This is a genomic window from Pseudomonas sp. 5C2, from assembly GCF_034314155.1.
GTDB lineage: Bacteria > Pseudomonadota > Gammaproteobacteria > Pseudomonadales > Pseudomonadaceae > Aquipseudomonas.
This window is the reverse complement of record NZ_JAVIWH010000002.1, coordinates 2644650-2666591: the sequence shown is the minus strand read 5'-3', so window position 1 is coordinate 2666591 and position 21942 is coordinate 2644650. Positions and strand designations below refer to the sequence as shown.

At 58.2% G+C, this 21942-nt stretch carries 24 protein-coding genes; 11 read left to right on the top strand and 13 right to left on the bottom strand.

Features of this window, described 5'->3' with window-relative positions; genetic code table 11:
• Nucleotides 1–77 precede the first annotated feature (77 nt).
• From RGU44_RS13020 to RGU44_RS13005, 4 genes are all read right to left on the bottom strand, one after another.
• The gene (locus RGU44_RS13020) at nt 78–647 is read right to left on the bottom strand and encodes a DUF1003 domain-containing protein (RefSeq protein WP_322180927.1); all 570 of its coding nucleotides are present in this window, start codon (nt 645–647) and stop codon (nt 78–80) included.
• Nucleotides 648–758: 111 nt separating this feature from the next.
• Nucleotides 759–956 carry a hypothetical protein gene (locus RGU44_RS13015; RefSeq protein WP_219061673.1) on the bottom strand — a complete coding sequence of 66 codons (198 nt, stop codon included), beginning with the start codon at nt 954–956 and terminating at the stop codon, nt 759–761.
• 122 nt (nt 957–1078) lie between these two features.
• Nucleotides 1079–1561, bottom strand: coding sequence for a GreA/GreB family elongation factor (locus tag RGU44_RS13010; protein ID WP_322182794.1), 483 nt, complete (start codon nt 1559–1561; stop codon nt 1079–1081).
• Nucleotides 1562–1578: 17 nt separating this feature from the next.
• The gene (locus tag RGU44_RS13005) at nt 1579–1956 is read right to left on the bottom strand and encodes a hypothetical protein (RefSeq protein WP_322180924.1); all 378 of its coding nucleotides are present in this window, start codon (nt 1954–1956) and stop codon (nt 1579–1581) included.
• Between the two features lie 125 nt (nt 1957–2081).
• Between RGU44_RS13005 and earP the strand changes: the two genes are divergently transcribed.
• Together earP and RGU44_RS12995 are read left to right on the top strand one after the other, a co-directional pair.
• Nucleotides 2082–3215 (top strand): elongation factor P maturation arginine rhamnosyltransferase EarP, encoded by a 1134-nt coding sequence (gene earP, locus RGU44_RS13000; RefSeq protein ID WP_322180922.1) that lies wholly within the window; start codon nt 2082–2084, stop codon nt 3213–3215.
• Between the two features lie 47 nt (nt 3216–3262).
• On the top strand, nt 3263–3832 hold the full coding sequence (locus RGU44_RS12995; RefSeq protein WP_322180920.1) for an elongation factor P: 570 nt from the start codon (nt 3263–3265) through the stop codon (nt 3830–3832).
• A gap of 111 nt (nt 3833–3943) precedes the next feature.
• Here RGU44_RS12995 and RGU44_RS12990 read toward each other — a convergent pair whose 3' ends face one another.
• Nucleotides 3944–4414 (bottom strand): MarR family transcriptional regulator, encoded by a 471-nt coding sequence (locus tag RGU44_RS12990; protein ID WP_322180918.1) that lies wholly within the window; start codon nt 4412–4414, stop codon nt 3944–3946.
• Between the two features lie 210 nt (nt 4415–4624).
• Here RGU44_RS12990 and RGU44_RS12985 point away from each other — a divergent pair, with 210 nt between their 5' ends.
• Nucleotides 4625–5371 carry a sulfite exporter TauE/SafE family protein gene (locus RGU44_RS12985; RefSeq protein ID WP_322182792.1) on the top strand — a complete coding sequence of 249 codons (747 nt, stop codon included), beginning with the start codon at nt 4625–4627 and terminating at the stop codon, nt 5369–5371.
• On the opposite strand, the gene RGU44_RS12980 is transcribed toward RGU44_RS12985, so the two are convergent.
• Entirely contained in the window at nt 5361–6215 is an 855-nt protein-coding gene (locus RGU44_RS12980) for a LysR substrate-binding domain-containing protein (protein ID WP_219061668.1), read from the bottom strand. The genes RGU44_RS12985 and RGU44_RS12980 overlap by 11 nt on opposite strands.
• A 94-nt stretch (nt 6216–6309) precedes the next feature.
• Here RGU44_RS12980 and RGU44_RS12975 point away from each other — a divergent pair, with 94 nt between their 5' ends.
• Nucleotides 6310–6546, top strand: a complete 237-nt coding sequence (locus tag RGU44_RS12975; RefSeq protein WP_322180915.1) for a DUF1127 domain-containing protein — start codon at nt 6310–6312, stop codon at nt 6544–6546.
• A gap of 172 nt (nt 6547–6718) precedes the next feature.
• Here RGU44_RS12975 and RGU44_RS12970 read toward each other — a convergent pair whose 3' ends face one another.
• Nucleotides 6719–8065, bottom strand: a complete 1347-nt coding sequence (locus RGU44_RS12970) for a class II 3-deoxy-7-phosphoheptulonate synthase (RefSeq protein WP_322217428.1) — start codon at nt 8063–8065, stop codon at nt 6719–6721.
• Nucleotides 8066–8462: 397 nt separating this feature from the next.
• On the opposite strand from RGU44_RS12970, the gene RGU44_RS12965 reads away from it, so the two are divergent.
• Complete coding sequence (locus tag RGU44_RS12965; protein ID WP_322180908.1) at nt 8463–9218, top strand: spermidine synthase; 756 nt, start codon at nt 8463–8465, stop codon at nt 9216–9218.
• A 13-nt stretch (nt 9219–9231) separates the two neighbouring features.
• Here RGU44_RS12965 and RGU44_RS12960 read toward each other — a convergent pair whose 3' ends face one another.
• A complete protein-coding gene (locus RGU44_RS12960) occupies nt 9232–10023 on the bottom strand; it encodes a crotonase/enoyl-CoA hydratase family protein (RefSeq protein WP_322180906.1) in 792 nt (263 codons plus the stop codon).
• Between the two features lie 385 nt (nt 10024–10408).
• Between RGU44_RS12960 and RGU44_RS12955 the strand changes: the two genes are divergently transcribed.
• Complete coding sequence (locus RGU44_RS12955) at nt 10409–12124, top strand: DEAD/DEAH box helicase (protein WP_322180904.1); 1716 nt, start codon at nt 10409–10411, stop codon at nt 12122–12124.
• 240 nt (nt 12125–12364) lie between these two features.
• On the opposite strand, the gene RGU44_RS12950 is transcribed toward RGU44_RS12955, so the two are convergent.
• Complete coding sequence (locus RGU44_RS12950; protein WP_322217425.1) at nt 12365–13132, bottom strand: class III extradiol ring-cleavage dioxygenase; 768 nt, start codon at nt 13130–13132, stop codon at nt 12365–12367.
• Nucleotides 13133–13235: 103 nt separating this feature from the next.
• On the opposite strand from RGU44_RS12950, the gene RGU44_RS12945 reads away from it, so the two are divergent.
• Entirely contained in the window at nt 13236–13901 is a 666-nt protein-coding gene (locus RGU44_RS12945; RefSeq protein ID WP_322180900.1) for a thiopurine S-methyltransferase, read from the top strand.
• Here RGU44_RS12945 and RGU44_RS12940 read toward each other — a convergent pair.
• The 3 genes from RGU44_RS12940 to RGU44_RS12930 form a co-directional block, all read right to left on the bottom strand.
• Nucleotides 13878–14534, bottom strand: coding sequence for a DUF2959 domain-containing protein (locus RGU44_RS12940; RefSeq protein ID WP_322180898.1), 657 nt, complete (start codon nt 14532–14534; stop codon nt 13878–13880). The genes RGU44_RS12945 and RGU44_RS12940 overlap by 24 nt on opposite strands.
• Nucleotides 14535–14610: 76 nt before the next feature.
• On the bottom strand, nt 14611–15501 hold the full coding sequence (gene htpX, locus RGU44_RS12935; protein ID WP_322180896.1) for a protease HtpX: 891 nt from the start codon (nt 15499–15501) through the stop codon (nt 14611–14613).
• A gap of 230 nt (nt 15502–15731) precedes the next feature.
• Nucleotides 15732–16943, bottom strand: a complete 1212-nt coding sequence (locus RGU44_RS12930) for a pyridoxal phosphate-dependent aminotransferase (protein WP_322180893.1) — start codon at nt 16941–16943, stop codon at nt 15732–15734.
• Nucleotides 16944–17135: 192 nt separating this feature from the next.
• Between RGU44_RS12930 and msrB the strand changes: the two genes are divergently transcribed.
• Both msrB and RGU44_RS12920 read left to right on the top strand, forming a co-directional pair.
• Nucleotides 17136–17531 (top strand): peptide-methionine (R)-S-oxide reductase MsrB, encoded by a 396-nt coding sequence (gene msrB / locus RGU44_RS12925; protein ID WP_322217422.1) that lies wholly within the window; start codon nt 17136–17138, stop codon nt 17529–17531.
• 112 nt (nt 17532–17643) lie between these two features.
• Complete coding sequence (locus RGU44_RS12920) at nt 17644–18126, top strand: glutathione peroxidase (protein WP_219061655.1); 483 nt, start codon at nt 17644–17646, stop codon at nt 18124–18126.
• Between the two features lie 19 nt (nt 18127–18145).
• Here RGU44_RS12920 and RGU44_RS12915 read toward each other — a convergent pair whose 3' ends face one another.
• A complete protein-coding gene (locus tag RGU44_RS12915) occupies nt 18146–20476 on the bottom strand; it encodes a response regulator (protein ID WP_322180888.1) in 2331 nt (776 codons plus the stop codon).
• 86 nt (nt 20477–20562) lie between these two features.
• Here RGU44_RS12915 and RGU44_RS12910 point away from each other — a divergent pair, with 86 nt between their 5' ends.
• The gene (locus RGU44_RS12910; protein WP_322180886.1) at nt 20563–21453 is read left to right on the top strand and encodes an ATP-binding protein; all 891 of its coding nucleotides are present in this window, start codon (nt 20563–20565) and stop codon (nt 21451–21453) included.
• The gene (locus RGU44_RS12905) at nt 21450–21935 is read left to right on the top strand and encodes a GAF domain-containing protein (protein WP_322180884.1); all 486 of its coding nucleotides are present in this window, start codon (nt 21450–21452) and stop codon (nt 21933–21935) included. The genes RGU44_RS12910 and RGU44_RS12905 overlap by 4 nt, the downstream gene beginning before the upstream one ends.
• Nucleotides 21936–21942 lie beyond the last annotated feature (7 nt).

Genomic DNA, 21942 nt, shown 5'->3' with positions numbered 1-21942 from the left:
GATCGGCTGCGCAGCAGTCGCAAAATGGCTGGATTCTCTGGGCGGAATCCAGCCCGATTTTGCTGCGCAATAGTGCGCTACACAGGGTCCACTTTCTTTTTGACGAAGTGCCCGTGCATTTCCACGGTCAGGGTCTCGACTCGCTCGGTCAGGGCTTTGGTCATTTCGGTCAGGCGGGTGTTCTGCTCAAGCAGTTGGAGCATTTGCGCAGAGCTCTGTGCGGCCATTGCCATGCGTTGCTCATTGGCTAACGCCAGTGCTTCCCGGTGCTGCGCATCGGCATCGGCGTGGGCTTTGTCCCGTGCGGCCTGACGGGTCTGGGCGAGCAGGATCAAGGGGGCGGCGTAGGCCGCTTGCAGGCTGAATGCCAGGTTGAGCAGGATGAACGGATAGACGTCGAATTGGGTGAAGCCACTCAGGTTGACCCCGATCCACAACACAACGATCAACGTTTGCCCGCCAAGAAACATTGGCGTGCCGAAGAAGCGTGCGAATGCTTCAGCCTTGAGGGCAAAGCTGTCGTTGCCGAAGGTTGTCGACAGGTGCGCATGCTGCTTGTGGAAGCGCAGATGATCGACCTGCGCTTTCTTCGGCGCAATCGGTGCGACGGGATCGGAAACGGGGGCGTCGGGCGTGGCGGCAGTCATGAAAAATTCCTGATGCTCAAGTAAACGGACGGGCAATAACGCCCTTGCCGCCACTATAGCCGCACGCCAGTCGCCTCGATATGTCCGGCGAGCCGATACCGCCGGTCGGCCTTAATCAGGGTGCAGGGGCTTGGACACCTGCATGATGTGCGCATAGTCGTACACATATTGCCGACCCGCATGGCTGGTCAGTCGCAGCTCCTCGATCAGTAGGCGCTCTTTCTTACTCAGATATAACAACCCAGGATGGTCATCGGACTTGAGGCGATCACGTTCATGGGCGTCAGGGAAAGTGATGACGTTCGTCATGAAAAATCTCCTTGCGTATTGAGTCCTTGTTCCCGGATGTCTGTCCAGGCCACTGGTGATGTAGCGACAGTGCACCTTACCCAGAAAAAGTTGGGGGGATCAACCCTGCAAACGGATAGGTCTCACATCACTTGAGTGACTTCGAACGATTGGCGCGCGCCGTTGATGGTGATTTCTACAACATCCCCCTCCGCTTTGCCGAGCAGGTTTTGCCCCAGCGGTGCGCGGGTCGTGATGACGGTGATCAATACGTCGCCCAGGTAGATCTTCAAGCCGGCGGCATCGGGCCCGAGGAACAATTGCTGCTGGCTGCCGTTGCCGGCCTCCAGGCTGAGCAGGTCGCCGATTTGAATCCCGCGTTGCTCGTCGAAAGGTCGCAGGCTCAGGTTCTGGAACAGCACCAGTGATTGACGGATTTCCTCGACGCGCCGTGCTTGACCCGCTGCCAGGTACGACGCCTCCAGGCCAAGGGTGTCGTACTTGTTCTCGGCGATATTTTCTTCGTGGGTCGCGGTTTCGTAGGCGGTCTGGGCTGCACGTTGCGCAACGTCCAGATCAATGACGAGTCTGGCGATGATCAGTTCGAGTACAGACTGCTTATTCAGGATTGATTGCATCAGGCCTAACCACAAAACTGACTGACATTGGCCCGGGTTTTTTCACTGGGCGCAGTTTGATCCTGCTGTAACCAGAATTGGCATTTCGGCGCGCTGAGGCGTTTTTCCTGAGCGGCCTGATTCTGTTCCTGGGCTTGCTGGGCCTGGCTGTCCTGCAGGTTTTGTTTGTACTTGTCGAACATCGGGTTTTCCGACGCCGGTTGCGCCGGAGGACGTGAGCTGAGGATAGAAGCCTTGAACTGGCTGACAACGCTGTTCAATGCGCTGACCTGGCTGGCGAGCGTCGTGGTGTAAGCCAGTCCCACCGTCACCGCGATAGCAATGAAACCGAGCCAGACGCCCACGGCAATGCAAATAATCAATTTCAGGGGGTGAGAGAGCATTGAAAATTCCTGGTGTGACCATCGATGCCAACGATTGTCGCACGACAGACGGCCGAAGCTGGAGCTTGCAGGCCGTTATGACAGACAATCAGCAGCTTTAGCGTTTCTTCTTTAGGGAACCAGGCATGAAAGTCTCCTGGGATATTTTTTGCAACGTTGTCGATAACTACGGCGATATCGGGGTTACGTGGCGTCTGGCCCGGCAATTGGCGGCAGAGTACCCCTTCGCGGTACGTTTGTGGGTGGATGATTTGCAGCCCTTTGTGCGGTTGTGTCCGGGGGCTCAGGTGGATGCCGCGCAGCAGTGGCAGGAGGGGGTCAGCGTCTGCCATTGGACCAAAGACTGGCAGCCGACCGAACCGGCGGACGTGGTGATCGAGTCGTTTGCCTGCCGTTTGCCACAGGCTTATCGGGACGCCATGCCTCAGCGCATGCGCCCGCCGCTGTGGCTGAATCTGGACTACCTCAGCGCCGAGGAGTGGGTGTCCGGTTGCCATGCGTTGCCATCACCGCAATCCAACGGCTTGCGCAAGATTTTCTTCTTTCCCGGGTTTCGTCAGGCGACCGGGGGCTTGTTACGCGAAGCCGGCTTGCTCGATCAGCGCCACGCTTTCCAGCAGGACCAAGCCCTGCAGCGAAACTTTTTACGAGGCTTGGGCGTGGTTCCGGACGAAGGCGCGCGCCTGATGTCGCTGTTCGCCTATGAAAACGCCGGGCTCGCCAGTTGGCTGGATGCATTGGCCGCCGATAGCCGACCGACCCACTTGTTGGTGCCGGAAGGGCGAATTATGGGCGACCTGCAGCGTTGGCTGGGCGTCGAGGATTTGCGGCCGGGAGCCTTGGAAGTCCGTGATTCGCTGACGGTCCACGTGCTGCCATTCGTCCGACAGGAGGACTATGACCGCCTCCTGTGGTGCTGCGATTTCAACGCCGTGCGCGGGGAAGACTCGTTTGTTCGTGCGCAATGGGCCGGTCGACCGTTCCTCTGGCACATCTATGAACAAGATGACGATGCACACTGGGTCAAGCTCGACGCGTTCCTCGATCTCTATCTCCAGGGCCTCTCGCCTGCGGCTGCCCAGGCACTGAGGGATGTTTGGCGAGCCTGGAATGCCGGACAGGACATGGGTCAAAGCTGGTCTGATGTGCTGCAACACTGGTCGGAAGTCACCCTGCACGCCGAATATTGGTGTCAGGAACAGGCTTCGCAGGTAGATCTTGCAGCGGCTCTAGTACAGTTTTACCGAAATTGGATATGATGCGCGGCCTAGATATTTGTAAATCCATCCAAATTCGGATATTCGTAATGAAAACTGGTAAAGAACTGAAACCCGGCACCGTGATTCGGCTCGAGAATGACCCTTGGTTGGTTCAGAAAGCTGAATTCACCAAGTCCGGTCGCAACAGCGCGATCATGAAAACCAAGTTGAAGAACCTGTTGACCGGTTACAAGACCGAGATCGTTTACAGCGCCGACGACAAACTGGACGACGTGATCCTTGATCGCAAGGCCGCCACGCTGTCTTTCATCAGCGGCGATACCTACACGTTCATGGACACCACCGACTACACCATGTACGAGCTGAACGCTGAAGACCTGGAAGCCGTTCTGCCGTTCATCGAAGAAGGCATGACTGACGTTTGCGAAGCGATTTTCTTCGAAGACCGTCTGGTTTCCGTTGAGCTGCCGACCACCATCGTTCGTGAAGTTGACTATACCGAAGGCTCCGCACGTGGCGACACGTCGGGCAAGGTGATGAAGCCAGCCAAATTGAAAAACGGTACCGAGCTGAGCGTTGCTGACTTCGTCAACATCGGCGACAGGATCGAGATCGACACACGTGATGGCGGTTCTTACAAAGGCCGCGCTAAATAAGCGTTGTCTTGTTCCGCAACACACGAAAGCCCGACCATCGAGTCGGGCTTTTTTGCATGCGTTGATCGGTGAAGTCTGGTCTTCGCAGACAAGTCAGCGCCTGCAGATTTATCAAAGGTTGTCGTGCAAATTCCCGCGCAGGGCGAGCAGTTCGCGTTGCAGGTTTTTCAGTGTGTCTAGTGTTGTGCCTGTGGCGGCGAAGATGCAGGAGGGCACGCTTTTGGCTTTTTCGCGCAGCGTACGGCCTTGTTCGGTGAGGTGCAGGTGGACAACACGCTCGTCTTCCTTGCTCCGGGTGCGGCTCAGCAGGCCTTCGCCTTCAAGGCGTTTGAGCAAGGGGGTCAGGGACCCCGGGTCGGTCAGCAGTCGCGTGCTGACTTCACCCACCGTCATGCCGTCGTGTTCCCAGAGCACCATCATCGCCAGGTACTGTGGATAAGTCAGGCCCAGCGCTTGCAGCAAAGGTTTGTAGACCTTGGTCATCATCAGCGATGTCGAGTACAGGGTGAAGCACAGCTGACTGTCGAGCAGCAGATGGTTGCCATTGTCTGCGTTGGGGGTGGAGCTGTCGTCAGCGCTCATGTGAGAGTCCTGTGTGCGGTAATGCGCTCTAATTTAGTGCCGCGATCTTTAATGCACCAGATAAATTCTACGGCTCAGCGTCAGTCGCCGTCGCATTCATGAAAGGCGAAGCCTCTGTGCATGGAATGTGAAGGCGCTGCGGCTGCCTTTGCGTTTCCCTACGTCATCGGACTGCGTAGCATGCGCCCATGGATTGACTGGGGACGCGGTGTGATTGAAATCGGGATGTATGTTTTGTTGGGCACCGTCATGGGGACGTTGGGTGGGTTGTTTGGCATCGGCGGCGGTCTGGTCGCGATTCCTGCGCTGGGGGTGTTGTTTGGTCTGAATCAGCAAATGGCACAAGGCACGGCGTTGCTCATGGTCTTGCCTAACGTGTTATTGGCATTGTTGCGTTATCACCAGCGCAACCGGATTTCCCTGCGCAATGCCCTGATGCTGATCATTCCCGGTTTTTGCTTCGCCTGGCTGACGTCGTTGTGGGCGGTGCGCCTGGATGCGCACACTATGCGTTTGGGCTTCGTCGCGTTCTTGATTGTGCTGACGCTGTTTAACCTGATTCAAATGTATTGGCACAAGGGCCAGGCCAGCAGCGAATTGCGTCATGTTAAATGGCTATGGCTGCTGGGTGTCGGCTCGGGGATGACAGGCGGCCTGTTCGGCGTCGGTAGCGGGGTGGTGGCGACCCCGATTCTGACCGGCGTGTTCGGCGCGACACAGGTGGCGGCTCAAGGGTTGGCGCTGGCGTTGGCAGCGCCCAGTACCGCCATTACGTTGGTCACTTACGCGGTGCATGACCACGTCAACTGGCAGATGGGCATTCCCTTGGCAGTGGGTGGCCTGCTGAGCATCAGTTGGGGCGTGAGGCTCGCCCATTCGCTGCCGGAAAAACGCCTGCGTTCGTTGTTCTGCGGCTTTCTGGTGATCTGCGCCGTGGTGCTCGCGTTTAAAGTTTGAAGCCGTCAGCGATGTGTTCGGCCAGGCATTCGGTGACCGGCGAGGTGTTTTTCGGATTGCGCAGCAGCACGATGCTGGCGGACGGCAACTGCGGCATTCCTTCGGCCTCGCCGATGATGCGCAGGTCCGGGGTGAGCAAGCTCTCGAGTTGCGCAGTCACCGCCAGGCCTGCGGTGACCACGGCACTGATCGCCGACAGGCTGGCGCTGGTGTAAGCGATACGGTACTCGCGCTGCATCGCGTCCAGCGCATTGCAGGCCCATATCCGGCAAAAACAGTCGGTATTGAACATCGCCAGCGGCAGCGGCGTTTGCTCGTGAGGGCAAAAACCTCGCGCCTCCATCCAGACGAAGCGCTCCTGACGCAAAATCTGGCCAATTTCGGTGCCCGGTTCTCGGGTGACGATGCTCAAGTCCAAGTCCTGGCGCTGTAGCAGTTGCTTGGAGGGTTCACAGTGAACTTCCACCTGCACCAGTGGATAGGCCTGAGCGAAGCGCGACAGAATCCCCGGTAGAAACCGCATCACGTAATCGTCCGGTGAACCGATTTTCACCACGCCGACCATGTGCGGTTCGCGCAAGGTGTTGAACACTTCGCTGTGCAGTTTGAGGATGCGTCGGGCATAACCGAGCAGCACCTGACCCTCGACGGTGAGGCTGACGGTGCGACCGTCCTTTTGAAAGAGCGAGCGCTGAAGAATGTCTTCTTCCAGGCGTTTCATCTGCATGCTGACCGCCGATTGCGTGCGGTTGACCACCTCTCCGGCACGGGTGAACCCACCCTCATCGGCAATCGCGACAAAGGTGCGCAACAGCTCGCTGTCGATGCTCGGGTAGGTGGCCATTCATCAATCTCCCAGATGCAGCGCATAAGAAACATTCGTTGGATTGATCTTAGCGCTGACGCGAGACTTAAGTCATCCCCACTTGGAGGGCAAGATGATGAAAGGTCAAAAAGGTTATGTGTGGGTGCGGGGCAGCGTGAATCGCAGTTCATCGGGTACACGCCTGATCAGCATGATCAAGCGTCAGTTGTTGCGCTGGTATGAACTGCATCGTCAACGTCAGCAGCTGACGAGCCTGAGCGATGCTGCTTTGAAGGACTTGGGTTTGAGTCGTGCCGATATCCAGCAGGAGGCAGAGCTGCCGTTCTGGAATGACCCAATGAAACGCTGACAGCACGGCGGTCGATCAGGTAGCGTTGTGGACTGAACAGGAGGTTCTGTATGTCCGCAGGTCTATCGCTCACAGGCACGGCGCATGGCGCTGGCCGCCCAGGGATTCAACGGGCGCCAGCCGCCAGCGTCGATCCCAGCCTTGGGCAGCGCCTACATTAGAAACGGATCAATCAGCGCCGAACCTGCTTCAATGTCTCGGCAATCAAAAACGCCAATTCCAGCGACTGGTCGGCGTTCATCCGTGGGTCGCAGTGGGTGTGGTAGCGATCCGACAGGCTGTCTTCGGTGATTGGGCGTGCGCCGCCGATGCATTCGGTGACGTTCTGCCCGGTCATCTCGATATGGATGCCCCCAGCGTAAGTACCTTCGGCCTGATGCACCTGAAAGAACTGTTTGACCTCGGTGAGAATCTGCGCGAAGTCACGGGTCTTGTAGCCGCTGCTGGCCTTGATCGTATTGCCGTGCATCGGGTCGGAACTCCACAGCACCTTGCGACCTTCGCGTTCGACCGCCCGAATCAGTTGCGGCAGGTGATCGCCAACCTTATTCGCACCCATGCGGGCGATCAGGTTCAGGCGACCTGGATCATTGTCCGGGTTGAGCGTGTCGATCAGGCGGATCAGGTCTTCCGGGTCCATGCTCGGGCCGACTTTGACCCCAATAGGGTTTTTGACCCCACGCAGGAACTCGACATGCGCACCGTCCAGTTGCCGCGTGCGGTCGCCGATCCACAGCATGTGTGCCGAGCAGTCGTAGTAATCATTGGTCAGGCTGTCGCGGCGCACGAACGCTTCTTCGTAATTCAGCAGCAAGGCTTCGTGGGCGGTGAAAAAGCTGGTTTCACGCAATTGCGGCGAGGTGTCCATGCCGCACGCACGCATGAAGGCCAGGGTTTCGTCGATGCGGCCGGCCAGCTGGCTGTACTTTTCGGCCAGCGCTGAATTAGCGATGAAGTCGAGGTTCCACTGGTGCACCTGATGCAGGTCGGCAAAACCGCCCTGAGCGAATGCGCGCAGGAGGTTCAAGGTGGCGGTGGACTGGTGATAAGCCTGCAAAAGACGGTCTGGGTCGGGCACGCGGCTTTTTTCATCGAAGCTGATGCCGTTGACGATATCGCCCCGGTAGGCCGGGAGCGTCACGCCGCCAATGGTTTCGTCGTTGGAGGAACGAGGCTTGGCGAATTGGCCGGCCATACGTCCGACTTTGACCACCGGGCCGCCGGCAGCGAAGGTCATGACGATGGCCATTTGCAGCAACACTTTGAAGGTGTCGCGAATCTTCGCTGCAGAGAACTCGACAAAGCTTTCTGCGCAGTCGCCACCTTGCAGCAGGAACGCACGACCCTGGGTCACCTCGGAAAACTGACGCCGCAACTCTCGGGCTTCCCCGGCGAACACCAGCGGCGGATAACCGGCCAGGCTCTGCTCGACACGCAACACGTGCGCGGCGTCGGGGTATTGAGGTTGCTGCTGAATAGGCATTGCCCGCCAGCTGTCGGGGCTCCAGGGTTGGCTCATGGTGAACTCTAAGTCAGTACGGTCGGACGGCCATGTTAGCAGTTCAGTGCCTGGGTGCCAGCGGAGGGGCCGTAGGATCAATCAATAATTAACGTGACCTCTCGGGCCTTGTTCGCGGACAATCCGCGCTTTCGTACAGCAAGCCCGGTCTCGATTCTGCCCGGAGGGCGTAGGAGCGACCGGGACGCGCAGTCTTGTCTGCGAAAAGGTCGGAACGACCTTCCGACGGCAGTGAATTCACTATTTTTGCTAGCGCTTCGGTCGGACGCGACCCCGGCTAGATCGCAGACAAGACTACGTCTCGGTCGCTCCTACAGGGGGCAGCGTTTTGCTGGGAATTTGATGGCACTTATTCTTTATTTTTCAATTGGTTACTTGTTTTTTGATAGGAGCGGCAATGACTGAGGAGAGGGTGGAGCGTGTACTGGCTGAAGTACACGATGATTTCGGCATGATTCGCGTGCTGGAAGTGGACGAGTATCGCTTCCTTGAATTCGGCGACGCCATCGAGCAAAGCTGCACGTTCACCGCCGACCCTAGCTGGCTGGAGTACGACTACACCCGCGCCATGCTGATTGGCGCGTTGTGCCACGAAGCGCCGGAAACCGCGCTGTTTCTGGGCCTTGGCGCGGGGACATTGACCCAGGCTTGCCTCAAGTTTTTGCCGCTCGAAGACGTCGAAGCCATCGAGTTGCGCCCTGACGTACCGCGGCTGGCCATCGAGTTTCTCGGTCTGGATGATGACCCGCGCCTGTACATACGCATTGGCGATGCCCTTGAATTGCTCGGCACTGCCGAAACCGCCGACCTGATCTTCGTGGATCTGTACACCGATCTGGGCCCGGGTGTCGGCCATCTGGCCTGGCAATTTCTGGAAAACTGTCAGAAGCACCTCAATCCGGGTGGCTGGCTGGTGATCAATCAATGGGCGACCGATGACGGTAAACCCTTGGGCGCTGCGCTGTTGCGCGGTCTTTATCACCGCCACTATTGGGAACTGCCGGTGAAGGAGGGCAACGTGATTCTGATGGTGCCGGCGAATCTGGAGCAGACGCTGGACTTGCAGCATCTGACCGAACGCGCCGAAGCCCTCGCGCCGCGCCTCGGTTATTCGCTGCTGCCGTTGATCAAAGCCATCCGCCCGGCGACGTGATTGTCCGGGGCTGCTAGTTGCCTTTGAAGTCGCCGGGCCTGCGTTCCAGCATCGCCCGTACGCCTTCTTTGGCGTCTTCGCTGTCCATCACGCTACGAATGAGCTCTGGCAAGCTTTTCGCCGCTGCGGTTTCCCCCTCCAGCAATGCCTGACGGGCCGAAGCCAGGGTAATCCTGACCCCTAGCGGTGCTTGCTCGGCGATGCGTCCGGCCAGTTTGATCGCGCGAGGTAGCAAATCCTCGCTGGCCATCACTTCCTGGACCAGGCCCATTCGATAAGCCTCATGTGCGTCGAACTCATCGCCAGTCAGCAACCAGCGCATGGCATTGCCCCAGCCCGCCCGTTGATGCAGGCGCAAGGTGGCGCCACCAAACGCAAAGATCCCGCGCTGCACTTCCATTTGCGCAAAGCGGGTGTTGCTGGCGCACAGGTTGATGTCCGAGGCGAGCATCAGCTCAATGCCGATGGTCAGGCAGTAACCCTGAGCGGCGACGATCACCGGCTTGCTGACCCTGGGGCCGATGAACACGCCCCACGGATCGCAGCCGCCCTCGGGCACTTCCCAGCCGCTGGCCAGGGTCGGTCCCGCCGCAGCCAGATCAAGGCCTGCCGTGAAATGATCGCCGTGGGCAAACACCACGGCCACTCGCGCCGCATCGTTGCGTTCGAACTCCCCGTAGGCGAGGCTCAGGTCATTGAGCAGGTCAAGATCAAAGGCGTTGCGTTTGGCGACGCGATCCAGGCCGATCAACATGATATGACCCCGCTGTTCGCGACTGACTCGGCCGGTGGAGGAGGAGGGCATAGGCATAATCCTTGTGCGCTGAGTGGCATTGGACGTGCGGTGAACACCTGGATCAGTGAACCGTTTAAGCAGCGTGGCCCCGCGATACCGGGCCTTTGCAAAATAGACACTGCAATGGATTTGCGCAAAGCCTGCGACGGACGGACGCGCAGCTATTATTTTGTTAAAAAACCCTCACTTTCGTGCGTAATTCCGGTATAGTGCGCGCCGGCCTTTAACAGGGCCCTCGTACAGGTATTGCAATTTCCCGAAGCCAGCTTCGGCTGCTTGTTCGCTCTGCGGACTATCCTTGACGATCCATTCATTCAAACGTTTTCGCAAATCCCCGCCGACAAAGCAGCCAGGGCGACTCTAGGGTCTTACACGGCACGCGCAGCTTTGGAACATGGGTCTTTGCGGATGCACTAGAGGCAGACCCATGACCCAGGAAATCGGCGGCTTCGCCGCTTTTGAACTACACCCTAATATTCTTGCAGCCGTTATCGCGACTGGCTACGAAGAGCCTTCGGCTATTCAGCAGCAATCTATTCCGATCATCATGGCCGGTCACGACATGATTGGTCAGGCGCAAACCGGTACGGGTAAAACCGCCGCGTTCGCCCTGCCGATCCTGCATCGCATCGACCCGGCCAAACGCGAACCACAAGCGCTGATTCTTGCGCCGACTCGCGAACTGGCCCTGCAAGTCGCCACCGCTTTCGAAACCTACGCCAAGCAAATGCCGGGCGTAACGGTTGTGGCTGTCTACGGCGGTGCGCCGATGGGCCCGCAATTGAAAGCTATCCGTAATGGCGCGCAGATCGTTGTCGCCACGCCGGGTCGTCTGTGCGATCACCTTCGCCGTGACGAAAAAGTCCTCTCTACCGTGAACCACCTGGTTCTCGACGAAGCGGACGAAATGTTGAAGCTGGGTTTCATGGACGACCTCGAGGTTATCTTCAAGGCCTTGCCAGCAACCCGCCAGACCGTTCTGTTCTCGGCCACCTTGCCTCAATCGATCCGTGCCATCGCTGAGCGCCATCTGCGCGATCCGAAGCACGTCAAGATTCAGACCAAGACCCAGACCGTTACCGCGATCGAACAGGCTCACCTGTTGGTTCACGCTGACCAGAAGACCTCGGCTGTTCTGAGCCTGCTGGAAGTGGAAGACTTCGACGCACTGATCATGTTCGTGCGGACCAAGCAAGCGACTCTGGATCTGGCCAGCGCCCTGGAAGCCAAAGGCTACAAAGCCGCTGCGCTGAACGGTGACATTGCTCAGAACCAACGTGAACGCGTCATCGAATCGCTCAAGGATGGCCGTCTGGACATCGTGGTCGCGACCGACGTTGCTGCCCGTGGTCTTGACGTTCCGCGTATCACCCACGTATTCAACGTGGACATGCCTTACGATCCAGAGTCCTACGTTCACCGTATCGGCCGTACTGGCCGTGCCGGTCGCGAAGGTCGTGCATTGCTGCTGGTGACTCCACGTGAGCGCCGCATGCTGCAAGTGATCGAGCGTGTTACAGGTCAGAAAGTTGCTGAAGTCCGCCTGCCGGATGCTCAAGCAGTTCTCGATGCTCGCATCAAGAAATTGACTAACAGCCTGGCTCCACTGGTTGCTGATGCTGAATCGACCCACGGTGATCTGCTTGATCGCCTGACCGCCGATATCGGTTGCAGCCCACGTGCCCTGGCCGCCGCTCTGTTGCGCAAAGCTACCAACGGTCAAGCATTGACCCTGGCAGCCATCGAACGTGATCGCCCACTGGTTCCGACCAGCGCGCCACGTGAGCGTAGCGATCGTTCATCTTCGGGTGATCGTCCTGAGCGCAGCGGTGCTGATCGTGAGCGTCGTGCTCCGGTTCCATTGGCTGAAGGCCGTGCTCGTTGCCGTACCGCGCTGGGTGCGCGTGATGGTATCGCTGCTAAAAACCTGTTGGGTGCAATCCTCAACGAAGGCGGCCTGGCCCGCGAAGCAATCGGCCGCATCCAGGTGCGTGATAGCTTCAGTCTGGTAGAACTGCCGGAAGATGGCCTTGAGCGTCTGCTGACCAAGTTGAAAGACACCCGCGTTGCTGGCAAGCAGTTGAAGCTGCGTCGCTATCGCGAAGATTGATCTGCTCTTGAGCTGATCGTCTGAACAAAAAAATCCCCGACTGGTTCGGGGATTTTTTTGTTTGTGGATTGATGAATTCGGCGTGTATATCCAGCATTTGCGGGTACTGGGGTTACGGTTCCGGCCTTACGGAGGGTCACTTTTTACAGGCGCCGGAATGCCGGACCACAAAAAAGTAACCAAAAACGCTTGCCCCTCCATACGGGGCTTCGCTGTGGCTCAGCCTGCACAGGTTCTATCTCAACCAAACCGATAAATGTCCATCCCCAGCGCGCCCATGGTGAAGCCTTGGTGCGCAATGCTGAATTCGCCTCCGGCACCGCGGGCAAAGAAAAGTGGCAGCAGGTGTTCATCGCTGGGGTGGCTACGAACGGCGTGGGGCGCCAGGCGGCGATAGTCGTGCAGAGCGGTTTCGTCGTTGTTCTTCAGCTTGTCGATGATCCAGTCGCGAAACTCTTTGGCCCAGGGCTCGACGCTTTCCGGTCCTGCGTGCCAGTCCAGTTCACGCAGGTTATGGGTGATGCTGCCAGAACCGATCACCAGCACACCTAGCTCACGCAGGTTGGCGAGTGCACGTCCTACCTGGGTTTGCAGGGCAGGCCCTTGGCGGGTGGGTAGCGAAACCTGCACCACTGGAATATCGGCCTGTGGGTACATCAACGACAATGGCACCCAGACGCCATGATCAAGCGGTCGCTGATTGTCGATTTTCGCCGCCAGGCCGCCAGCGGTGAGGAGTTCGACCACCTGTGCTGACAGTTCGGGTAAGCCGGGTGCCGGGTACTGCACGGCAAACAAGGCCGGCGGGAAGCCCCCAAAGTCATGCCAGGTTTCCGGATGCGGGTTGGCGTTGACCAGCAGCTCCTGGCTTTCCCAGTGGGCTGATACGATCACAATGGCTCGCGGCCTGGGCAGCTCGGCGGCCAGGCGAGCAAGTGCAGGGCCGCTTTCGCCGGGTTCGAGTGCAAGCATCGGCGAGCCATGAGAGATAAATAAGCTGGGGAACATAGCGAGAGTCCTGAGCGTTAAGATGGGGTTATCTTCAGGCAGAACATTGATCTAAATCTAATATAAGTTTTCGCGTCTTTTTATCGAATTATCAGGAGTATTTATGCAGCCGGACTTTTGGCACAAGCGCTGGGCACTCAATCAGATCGGTTTTCATCTTGGCGAGGTTAATCCTTATTTACAACGCTTCTGGCCTGACCTTGAACTCAAAAAGCATGCTCGGGTGCTGGTGCCGCTGTGCGGTAAAAGCCTGGATCTGGCCTGGTTGGCCGGCCAGGGATTTCACGTGCTGGGTGTCGAGTTGTCGGAAAAGGCCGTGGAGGACTTCTTTAGCGAACAGCACCTGGATGCGCAGATCAGTCAGCGCGGGCCGTTCAAGGTCTACAGCGTTGAGTCGATTGAGCTGTGGTGCGGCGATTTTTTCGCGCTCACGGCGGACGACGTCGGCGAGTGTGTCGGGCTTTATGACCGTGCGGCCTTGATCGCGCTGCCACCTGAGATGCGCCAACGCTATACGCGACACCTCGCGCAGATTTTGCCTCGCGGGTGCCAAGGGTTATTGATCACCCTGGATTACGATCAGACTCAAATCGACGGACCACCGTTTTCAGTGCCTGATGCTGAAGTACAGCAGTTGCTGGCAGCCGACTGGCAGCTGGATACCCTTGATGAGTGCGATGTGCTGGGCAAGAGCTGGAGATTTTTGCAGGGTGGCGTTACGCGGCTTGAGGAGCGGGCCTATCGCCTACTGCGTCGCACTGCCCTGTAGGTGGCGAACAAACGCATCGGAGTCGTCGATTGAGCGCTGCATGTCTTTGAGCAGTTGGTCGACATTGCCTTGCAGGTTGCTGTGCTCACCCTTGAGCGCGCCAATCGCTTGGGCGTTGAGGTTGTGCTTGAGGAACAGGACGTGATCGCGTAATACGCTCAGTACCGGCTCGATGCGGCTTTCAGCTGTTTTCATTTTCTGTAGCAACTCTCGGTATTCGGTCTGGGTGCGAGCCAGCTCCTTGGCGCTGGCGGCGCGCAGGTCTTTGTTGCTGTATTGATCGAGTTCGTCATTCCATTCGTCGAACAACACATCGGCCACGGTTTCGATGGCGCCGATGCGGTGGTGTACGGCGGCGGCGCTTTTTTCGCTGGCTTGGTAATCATCATTCAGCGCGTTGTAGCGTTTCTCCAGGTCGCCACCATTAAGTTGCACCACACTGCGATAGTTCTGCAACGCGCTGCTGAAATGCTGCTTGGCATCTTGTTGTGCGTCGCGTGCGTCATTAACCCGGCTGACCAGCATTTGCCGTTTTGGGATGCCTGCTTTTTCCATGGCGGCGAAGTACGCGCTTTGGCAGCCGCTCAGGGCGAACACGGTGATGCAGGCGAGGGCGAGGGCGAGCGAGCGCATGACGGTTTATTCTCTGATCCGGATAAAACAAAAAGGGCGACTCGCGTCGCCCTCTCGTAACACTGCCTGAAGCTTATCAGCCGCGACGACGGAGCGCCTCAATGCGGTCTTCCAGTGCCGGGTGGCTCATGAACAGACCCGCCAGACCGTGCTTGAGAACGCCGCCGTTGATGCCGAATGCTGCCAGGCTGTCCGGCATTTGCACCGGCACGCCTTGTTCCGAGCGCAGGCGCTGCAGGGCGCCGATCATGGCGCTGGTGCCTGCCAGGCGTGCACCGGCTTCGTCCGCCCGGTATTCGCGTTTGCGCGAGAACCACATGACGATGGTGCTAGCCAAAAAGCCCAATACCAGTTCGGCAAAGATGGTCGCGATGTAATAGGCCATGCCCTGACCCTGTTCGTTCTTGAAGATCACCTTGTCGACGAAGTTGCCGATGATCCGCGCGAAAAACATGACGAAGGTGTTCACCACGCCTTGTACCAGCGCCAGGGTCACCATGTCGCCGTTGGCAACGTGGCCGATTTCGTGCGCGAGGACTGCTTTTACTTCGTCGGGCGAAAAGCGCTCCAGCAAACCCTGGCTGACGGCGACCAGTGCGTCGTTCTTGTTCCAGCCCGTGGCGAAGGCGTTAGCTTCATAGGCCGGGAAGATGCCGACTTCAGGCATCTTGATCCCCGCTTCGCGTGCCAACTGTTCAACAGTTTGCAACAGCCATTGCTCATGACGAGTGCGTGGCTGGGAAATGATCTGGGTGCTGGTGCTCATCTTCGCCATCCACTTGGAGATGAACAGCGAGAACAGCGAGCCGGCGAAACCGAATACCGCGCAGAAAACCAGCAGCTGAGAGAGGTTCAGATCAACCCCATTGGCCGCCATGAACCCGTTGAAGCCAAAAAGGCTCAGCGTGATGCTGGCAATCAGCACGACCGCCAGGTTAGTGGCCAAGAACAGCAAAATGCGCATCATGGTTGAAACGTTCTCCTCATGAAAGTATGTAACGTGATGCGGGGTATATAAGGGGATGCACGCGGCTATTCAACAGGGGGACTATTTCAAACTGTGTCATTTGTCTGTTCCCTTCGCCCATTCAGCATAGCCCACACCTGGGCGATCCAGGGCTCCGCTAGCGCGAAAAGCCCCGTAGGCTGGCGGCGTGGCCCGTTCAGACCACGCAAGGCAGTGCGTGACTCGTTAGCTTACTGGCGATAGGTCTTGAGGAAGTTGCCGATGCGCCCAATCGCCTGATCCAGGTCATCGACACGCGGCAAGGTCACTACGCGGAAATGGTCCGGCCATGGCCAGTTGAAGGCTGTGCCCTGAACCACCAGGAGCTTTTCCGACAGGAGCAGATCGAGAACGAACTTCTCGTCGTTGTGGATCGGGCAGACTTTCGGATCGATCCTCGGGAAGGCGTACAGCGCGCCCATCGGTTTGACGCAGCTGACACCGGGAATATCGTTGAGCAGTTCCCAGGTCCTGTTGCGCTGCTCCAGCAGGCGACCCTGTGGCAGCACCAGGTCGTTGATGCTCTGGTAGCCGCCCAGCGCGGTCTGGATCGCGTGCTGGCTCGGCACGTTGGCACACAGGCGCATGTTGGCCAGCATGTCGATGCCTTCGATGTAGCTATGGGCGTTGTGCTTGGGCCCGGAAATGGCAACCCAGCCTGAGCGGAAGCCCGCGACGCGGTACGACTTGGACAGACCGTTGAACGTCAGGCAGAGCAGGTCTGGCGCCAGTGAAGCGGTGCAGATGTGCACGGCGTCGTCGTAAAGGATCTTGTCGTAGATCTCGTCGGAAAACACCACCAGATTGTGCTGGCGCGCGAGTTCCAGCATGCCCATCAGCACTTCTTTGGGGTAGACCGCGCCGGTCGGGTTGTTCGGGTTGATGATCACCATGGCTTTGGTGTTCGGTGTGATCTTGGCCTTGATATCTTGCAGGTCAGGCCACCAATAAGTCTGTTCATCGCACAGGTAATGAACCGGACTGCCGCCTGCGAGGCACACGGCGGCGGTCCACAGTGGGTAGTCGGGTGCCGGGATCAGCACTTCATCGCCATTGTTGAGCAGGGCCTGCAGCGACATCACGATCAGTTCGGAGACACCATTGCCCAGGTAGATGTCTTCAATGCCGACACCCTCTACCTGCTTTTGCTGGTAGTACTGCATGACGGCCTTGCGTGCGCTGAACAGGCCTTTGGAGTCGCTGTAGCCCTGTGCGGTCGGCAGATTGCGGATGACGTCCTGGAGGATTTCGTCCGGCGCTTCGAAACCAAATGGCGCGGGATTGCCGATATTCAGCTTGAGGATGCGATGGCCTTCCTCTTCCAGGCGTTTGGCGTGCTTGAGCACTGGGCCGCGAATGTCATAACAGACGTTGGCGAGCTTGTTCGATTTGCTGACCTGCATGGCGATTGATCCCGAAAATGGACGATCCACTGTATTCACATAGCCTGGGTTGCCGAGCATAGCGCCATGAAAATGGATTTGTATGCGCGAAACACGGATGCCAGACTGACGTCTAACGAGGCGCAATGATACGTGCCGCCCGATCAGCGGAAAAGATACAGATCGGGCTTTTTAAGCTGTGGAGGTGTACCCGTGGAAAAGTTGGAAAAAACCCGTGAAGAATGGCAAGCGATGCTCGATCCAGAGCAGTACAACGTGTGTCGCCTGAAAGCGACCGAGCGGCCCTTTTCCGGGAAGTACAACAGCACCAGGACCGCAGGGGTCTATCACTGTGTGTGCTGCAACGAAGCATTGTTCGACTCTTCGACCAAGTTCGACTCGGGTTGCGGCTGGCCAAGTTTCTACGCGCCCCTGGAGGGCAGTGCGGTCGTCGAGATTCGCGACATGACCCACGGCATGATTCGCACCGAAGTGGTTTGCGCCAAATGCGATGCCCATTTGGGGCATGTGTTCCCTGATGGCCCGCCGCCGACTGGCCTGCGTTATTGCATCAACTCGGTGTGCCTGGACCTGGTTCCTCGGGAGTAACGCGCCGCCGGGCTATTTGCCTATGCTGTGATATTGATGAGGTGAATTAGATTGCGCGCAATTAAATTGCGCACTATGTTTCCCCCACACTCCAGCCTTTGAGGGCTTTGCCATGAGCGAAAATTTACTGTCCATTCCGTGCACGACCATCAAGGGCGAGCAAAAGACGTTGGCAGATTTTGCTGGCAAGGCCGTATTGGTGGTCAACACCGCGAGCAAATGCGGTTTCACCCCCCAATACAAAGGCCTGGAACAGCTTTGGCAGCGTTACAAGGACCGAGGTTTGGTGGTGCTGGGCTTCCCCTGCAATCAGTTCGGCCATCAGGAGCCGGGGAACGAAGGGGCTATTTCCGAGTTTTGTGAATTGAATTTCGGGGTCAGTTTTCCGCTGTTCAAGAAAGTCGATGTCAATGGCAGCGACGCTCACCCATTGTTCGTCCAGTTGAAAAAACAGGCGCCGGGCCTGCTGGGCTCGAAACGCATCAAGTGGAATTTCACCAAGTTTCTGATTGGCAAGGACGGCAAGCTGGTCAAACGCTTTGCACCCCTGACCAAGCCAGAGGATCTCTCCAGCGAAATCGAAGCATTGCTGTAGGGCGCAGGCAGGCCGGTGTCTACAGAGGGGCTCCGCCAGGGGCGACGGGCAGCCACTTGTCCAGCAGGCTGATCAGTTCTTCGCGGCGGAAGGGTTTGGCCAGGTAGTCACTCATGCCCGCCGCGCGACAGTGTTCGCGTTCTTCGGGCATGGCGTTGGCCGTCAGGGCAATGATCGGCAGCTGTTGCCAACGCCCGGACTGGCGAATCTGCCGACTGGCTTCGTAGCCATCCATCACCGGCATGTTGCAGTCCATCAGCACCAGATCGAAGGTCTGATGCTCAAGCCGTTCGAGCGCATCGGCACCATGCCCGCTGACAACCACCTCGCAGCCGAGTTTGCTGAGGATGCCCTTGGCCACCAGTTGATTGACCGGATTATCCTCGACCAGCAGGATTCGCGCTCTGCGCGCCGTTGCCTGATTCCCGAGCGACAGTTCGCGGTGGCCGGATTCGTCTGCGTGCAGCACCCGTCGCAAGGTCTGGTACAGCGCATTGCGTGCCAGCGGGCGGGCTTGTTGTTGCAGGGGTTCGAGGGCTATGACTTGGTCGCGGGGCATGAAGTTACCGTATGCCGTGATCAGCAGGATCGGTGCTTTGATCGCGGGACGCAGGCCGAACAGACATTCCGGACAGTCGGTGATCAGCAGGTCGGGTTCAAGGCCATAAAGGCTGTCTCCGATACTATAGCGCCGGTATGCGATGCCCCAGCTGGGCAGCAGGCTGCTCAGCAACTCCGCCAAGCCGCTGCTTGCAGGACTGACGACAATCACTTGCCCTTTGATCGGTGCGAACACCTGTGCCGGGGCGTAGCTGGGCAGGGGTAGCTCGGCGCTGAACTGGCTGCCGAAACCGACTTGAGACTCAATGCTCAGATAGCCCTTCATGGCACCGCATAGATTGTGGGTCAGTGCCAGGCCAAGACCTGTGCCACCAAACTGCCGGGTGATACCCGCTGCAGCCTGCATGAACGGTTGGATGATTTTTGCCTGGGCGTCATGGGCGATGCCGATGCCGGTGTCGCGGACTTCGATCCGTACGCCGTCAGCGTGGGTGCTCAGGCGCACATCGACGCGGCCAAGGCGGGTGAATTTCAATGCGTTGGACAGCAGGTTGCTGACGATTTGTCGAACCCGGGTGGGGTCGCCGAGTACCAATGCCGGGAAGTGCGGATCAATCAGGCAGGTCAGCTCGACGCTGGGTGCTGCGTTTTGCGACAGCAGGTTGGCGGTGTCCTCGATTAAAGCACCCAGGTCGAAGGGGATATGCTCAAGCTCCAGCTGGCCGGCATCAAACTTCGACAGGTCGAGAATATCGTTGAGCAACTCCACCAGTACCTTGCCCGAGTCATGCGCAATGGACAGCTGTTGACGCTGTTCGGCGTTGAGGGGGCTGTCCAGAGACAGCGCGAGCATGCCCAGCAGGCCGTTGAGCGGAGTGCGGATTTCGTGGCTCATGTTGGCCAGGAAGGCTGAGCGCGCCTGGGCCATGTCCAAAGCGGTGCTGCGCGCTATCTGCAGTTCCTCGTTGGACTGGCTGAGCCGGGTATTACTGGCTTTGAGTTCGGTCGTCCGTGCTGAAACGATGTTTTCCAGCTCGCTCAGGTGGTCGGTGAGGCGGTTTTCTGCCGTCCGGCGTTGGGCGAGTTCGCTGGCTATTGTTTCAAGCTGCTCATTGGCGACTTGCACCAAAACGCCAATCTCGTCCTGCTCATGACACGGCGGGCACGGTAACCGGGTTTGCTCGGGGCTGTGCGGGTCGCTACGGCTCAGTGCGCGGATCACTCCCACCAGTGGCTTGGTCAGGGTGAAATAAAACATCGCTAATAAAATGCCGCTCAGCAGCAGGCTGCGGGCAAACCCGTTGATCAGGGTGATTTCGGCCCGTTGCAGGAAGTGGCTGCCAAACGCGAAGGTGTCGACATCCAGGTGCAAGGTGCCGATCGAGTCGTTGGGCATGTGGTTCAGGTGCAGGATATCTTCGAACTGGCGGCTTTCGCCAAAAAGAAAGTCGCTGATCATCCGGTAGCGACTCTCCGCCCGTGGGCGTTCGACGTCGGCAAGCACCACATTATTGTTGTCGCTGAGCTTCGCGCCCATGATGGCGGGGGAGCGCAGCAAGCCCTGGGTCAGTTCCTGAGCAAGTTCGGCGTCAATGTTGTAAGCGATTCGCGAGGCGGGGTTGTGACTGATTTCCAGCAGGGAGCGAATTTCGCGATCGATGGAGGCGTCTTCGCTGGCATAATCGAGGGTGATTTGAATCAGGCTAAGCACGGTTCCCAGCGCGAAACCGACCAGCACTGTCAGGCGCGCTTGCTTGAACGACAGACGGTTGGTGAACGATATATCCATGGGGTAAAGCCATTCCTCGTGTTTCTTCGCCGGGAAATCATAGCCGATCAGGCCTTGCCTTTATTCAGTTTAATTAAGGAGACACCGTGGACTCTCGGTTAAATGCATTTCTCGAACGCGCCGATGCGGTGCTGGCCCGTCTGGAGCCGCTATTGCCGGCACCTCGTCGTCCCGTCGACTGGGCGCACTCCCTGGCCGCGCGTTGGGTGCAGGAAGGTCGCAGTGGTTACTTGATGCCACTCCACGTCAGCCTGGACACACGCTTGTCTGACCTGATCGGTGTCGATAAACAGCGCGATCAACTGGCGCGCAATACCCGGCAGTTCATTGATGGTCTGCCGGCCAACCATGCGTTGCTCTGGGGCTCGCGAGGGACCGGCAAGTCATCGCTGGTCCGTGCATTGTTGGCTGAAAATCATCAGTGCGGTTTGCGTCTGATCGAGATTGAGCGCGATCACCTGGGCGATCTGCCTCGTGTGGTGGAGCAATTGCAGAAATTGCCTCAGCGCTTCGTACTGTTTTGCGATGACCTGTCGTTCGAAGCGGGCGAGAGCGATTACCGCGTGCTCAAGAGCGTGCTGGACGGTTCGCTCGAACAGGCGCCGGACAACGTGCTGTTGTACGCCACGTCCAACCGTCGCCATCTGGTGCCGGAGAAGGAAAGCGATAACGAAAACTGGCAGCGGGTCGACGGCGAGCTGCACCCCAGCGAGGCGGTGGAAGACAAGATTGCCTTGTCTGACCGTTTTGGCCTGTGGCTATCGTTCTATCCCTTCACTCAGGAACACTTTCTGAGCGTGGTCGAACACTGGATTGGTCAATTGGCGTCAGCGTCGGGCCTTGAGTGGCAGCGCGATGAGGCACTGGATATCACGGCGGTCCGTTGGGCGACCGGGCGCGGTAATCGCAACGGTCGTTGTGCTTATCAATTTGCGCGTTATTGGGTAGGGCTAAAATTGTTGGAGCAACAAGCATGATCGATTTACAAAACACCGGCGCTGGCCTGAACGGCTACGGCTTGCTCGCCGCACAGTTGGAGTCGTTGCTGGCGGACGAGCGTGACTTCATTGCCAATGCCGCACAGTTTTCTGCTTTTTTGTTCAGTCAGCTTGATGACCTGAACTGGGCTGGCTTCTATTTGGCGCGCAACGAAGAGTTGGTGTTGGGACCTTTTCAGGGGCAAATCGCCTGCGTGCGAATCCCGTTCGGCCGTGGCGTTTGCGGCGCGGCGGCCGCGACCCGCAAGACTCAGCGGGTCGAAGATGTCCACGCGTTCGACGGGCATATCGCCTGCGACAGCGCATCGAACAGCGAGCTGGTGGTGCCATTGGTCAAGGGCGGGCGATTGATTGGTGTGCTGGATCTGGACAGCCCAAGTGTTGGGCGCTTCTCCGAGCAGGATCAGGCAGGCATGGAACAGTTGGTGGCCATCTTTCTCAGGCTGACCACGTGCGATTGATTGCCTG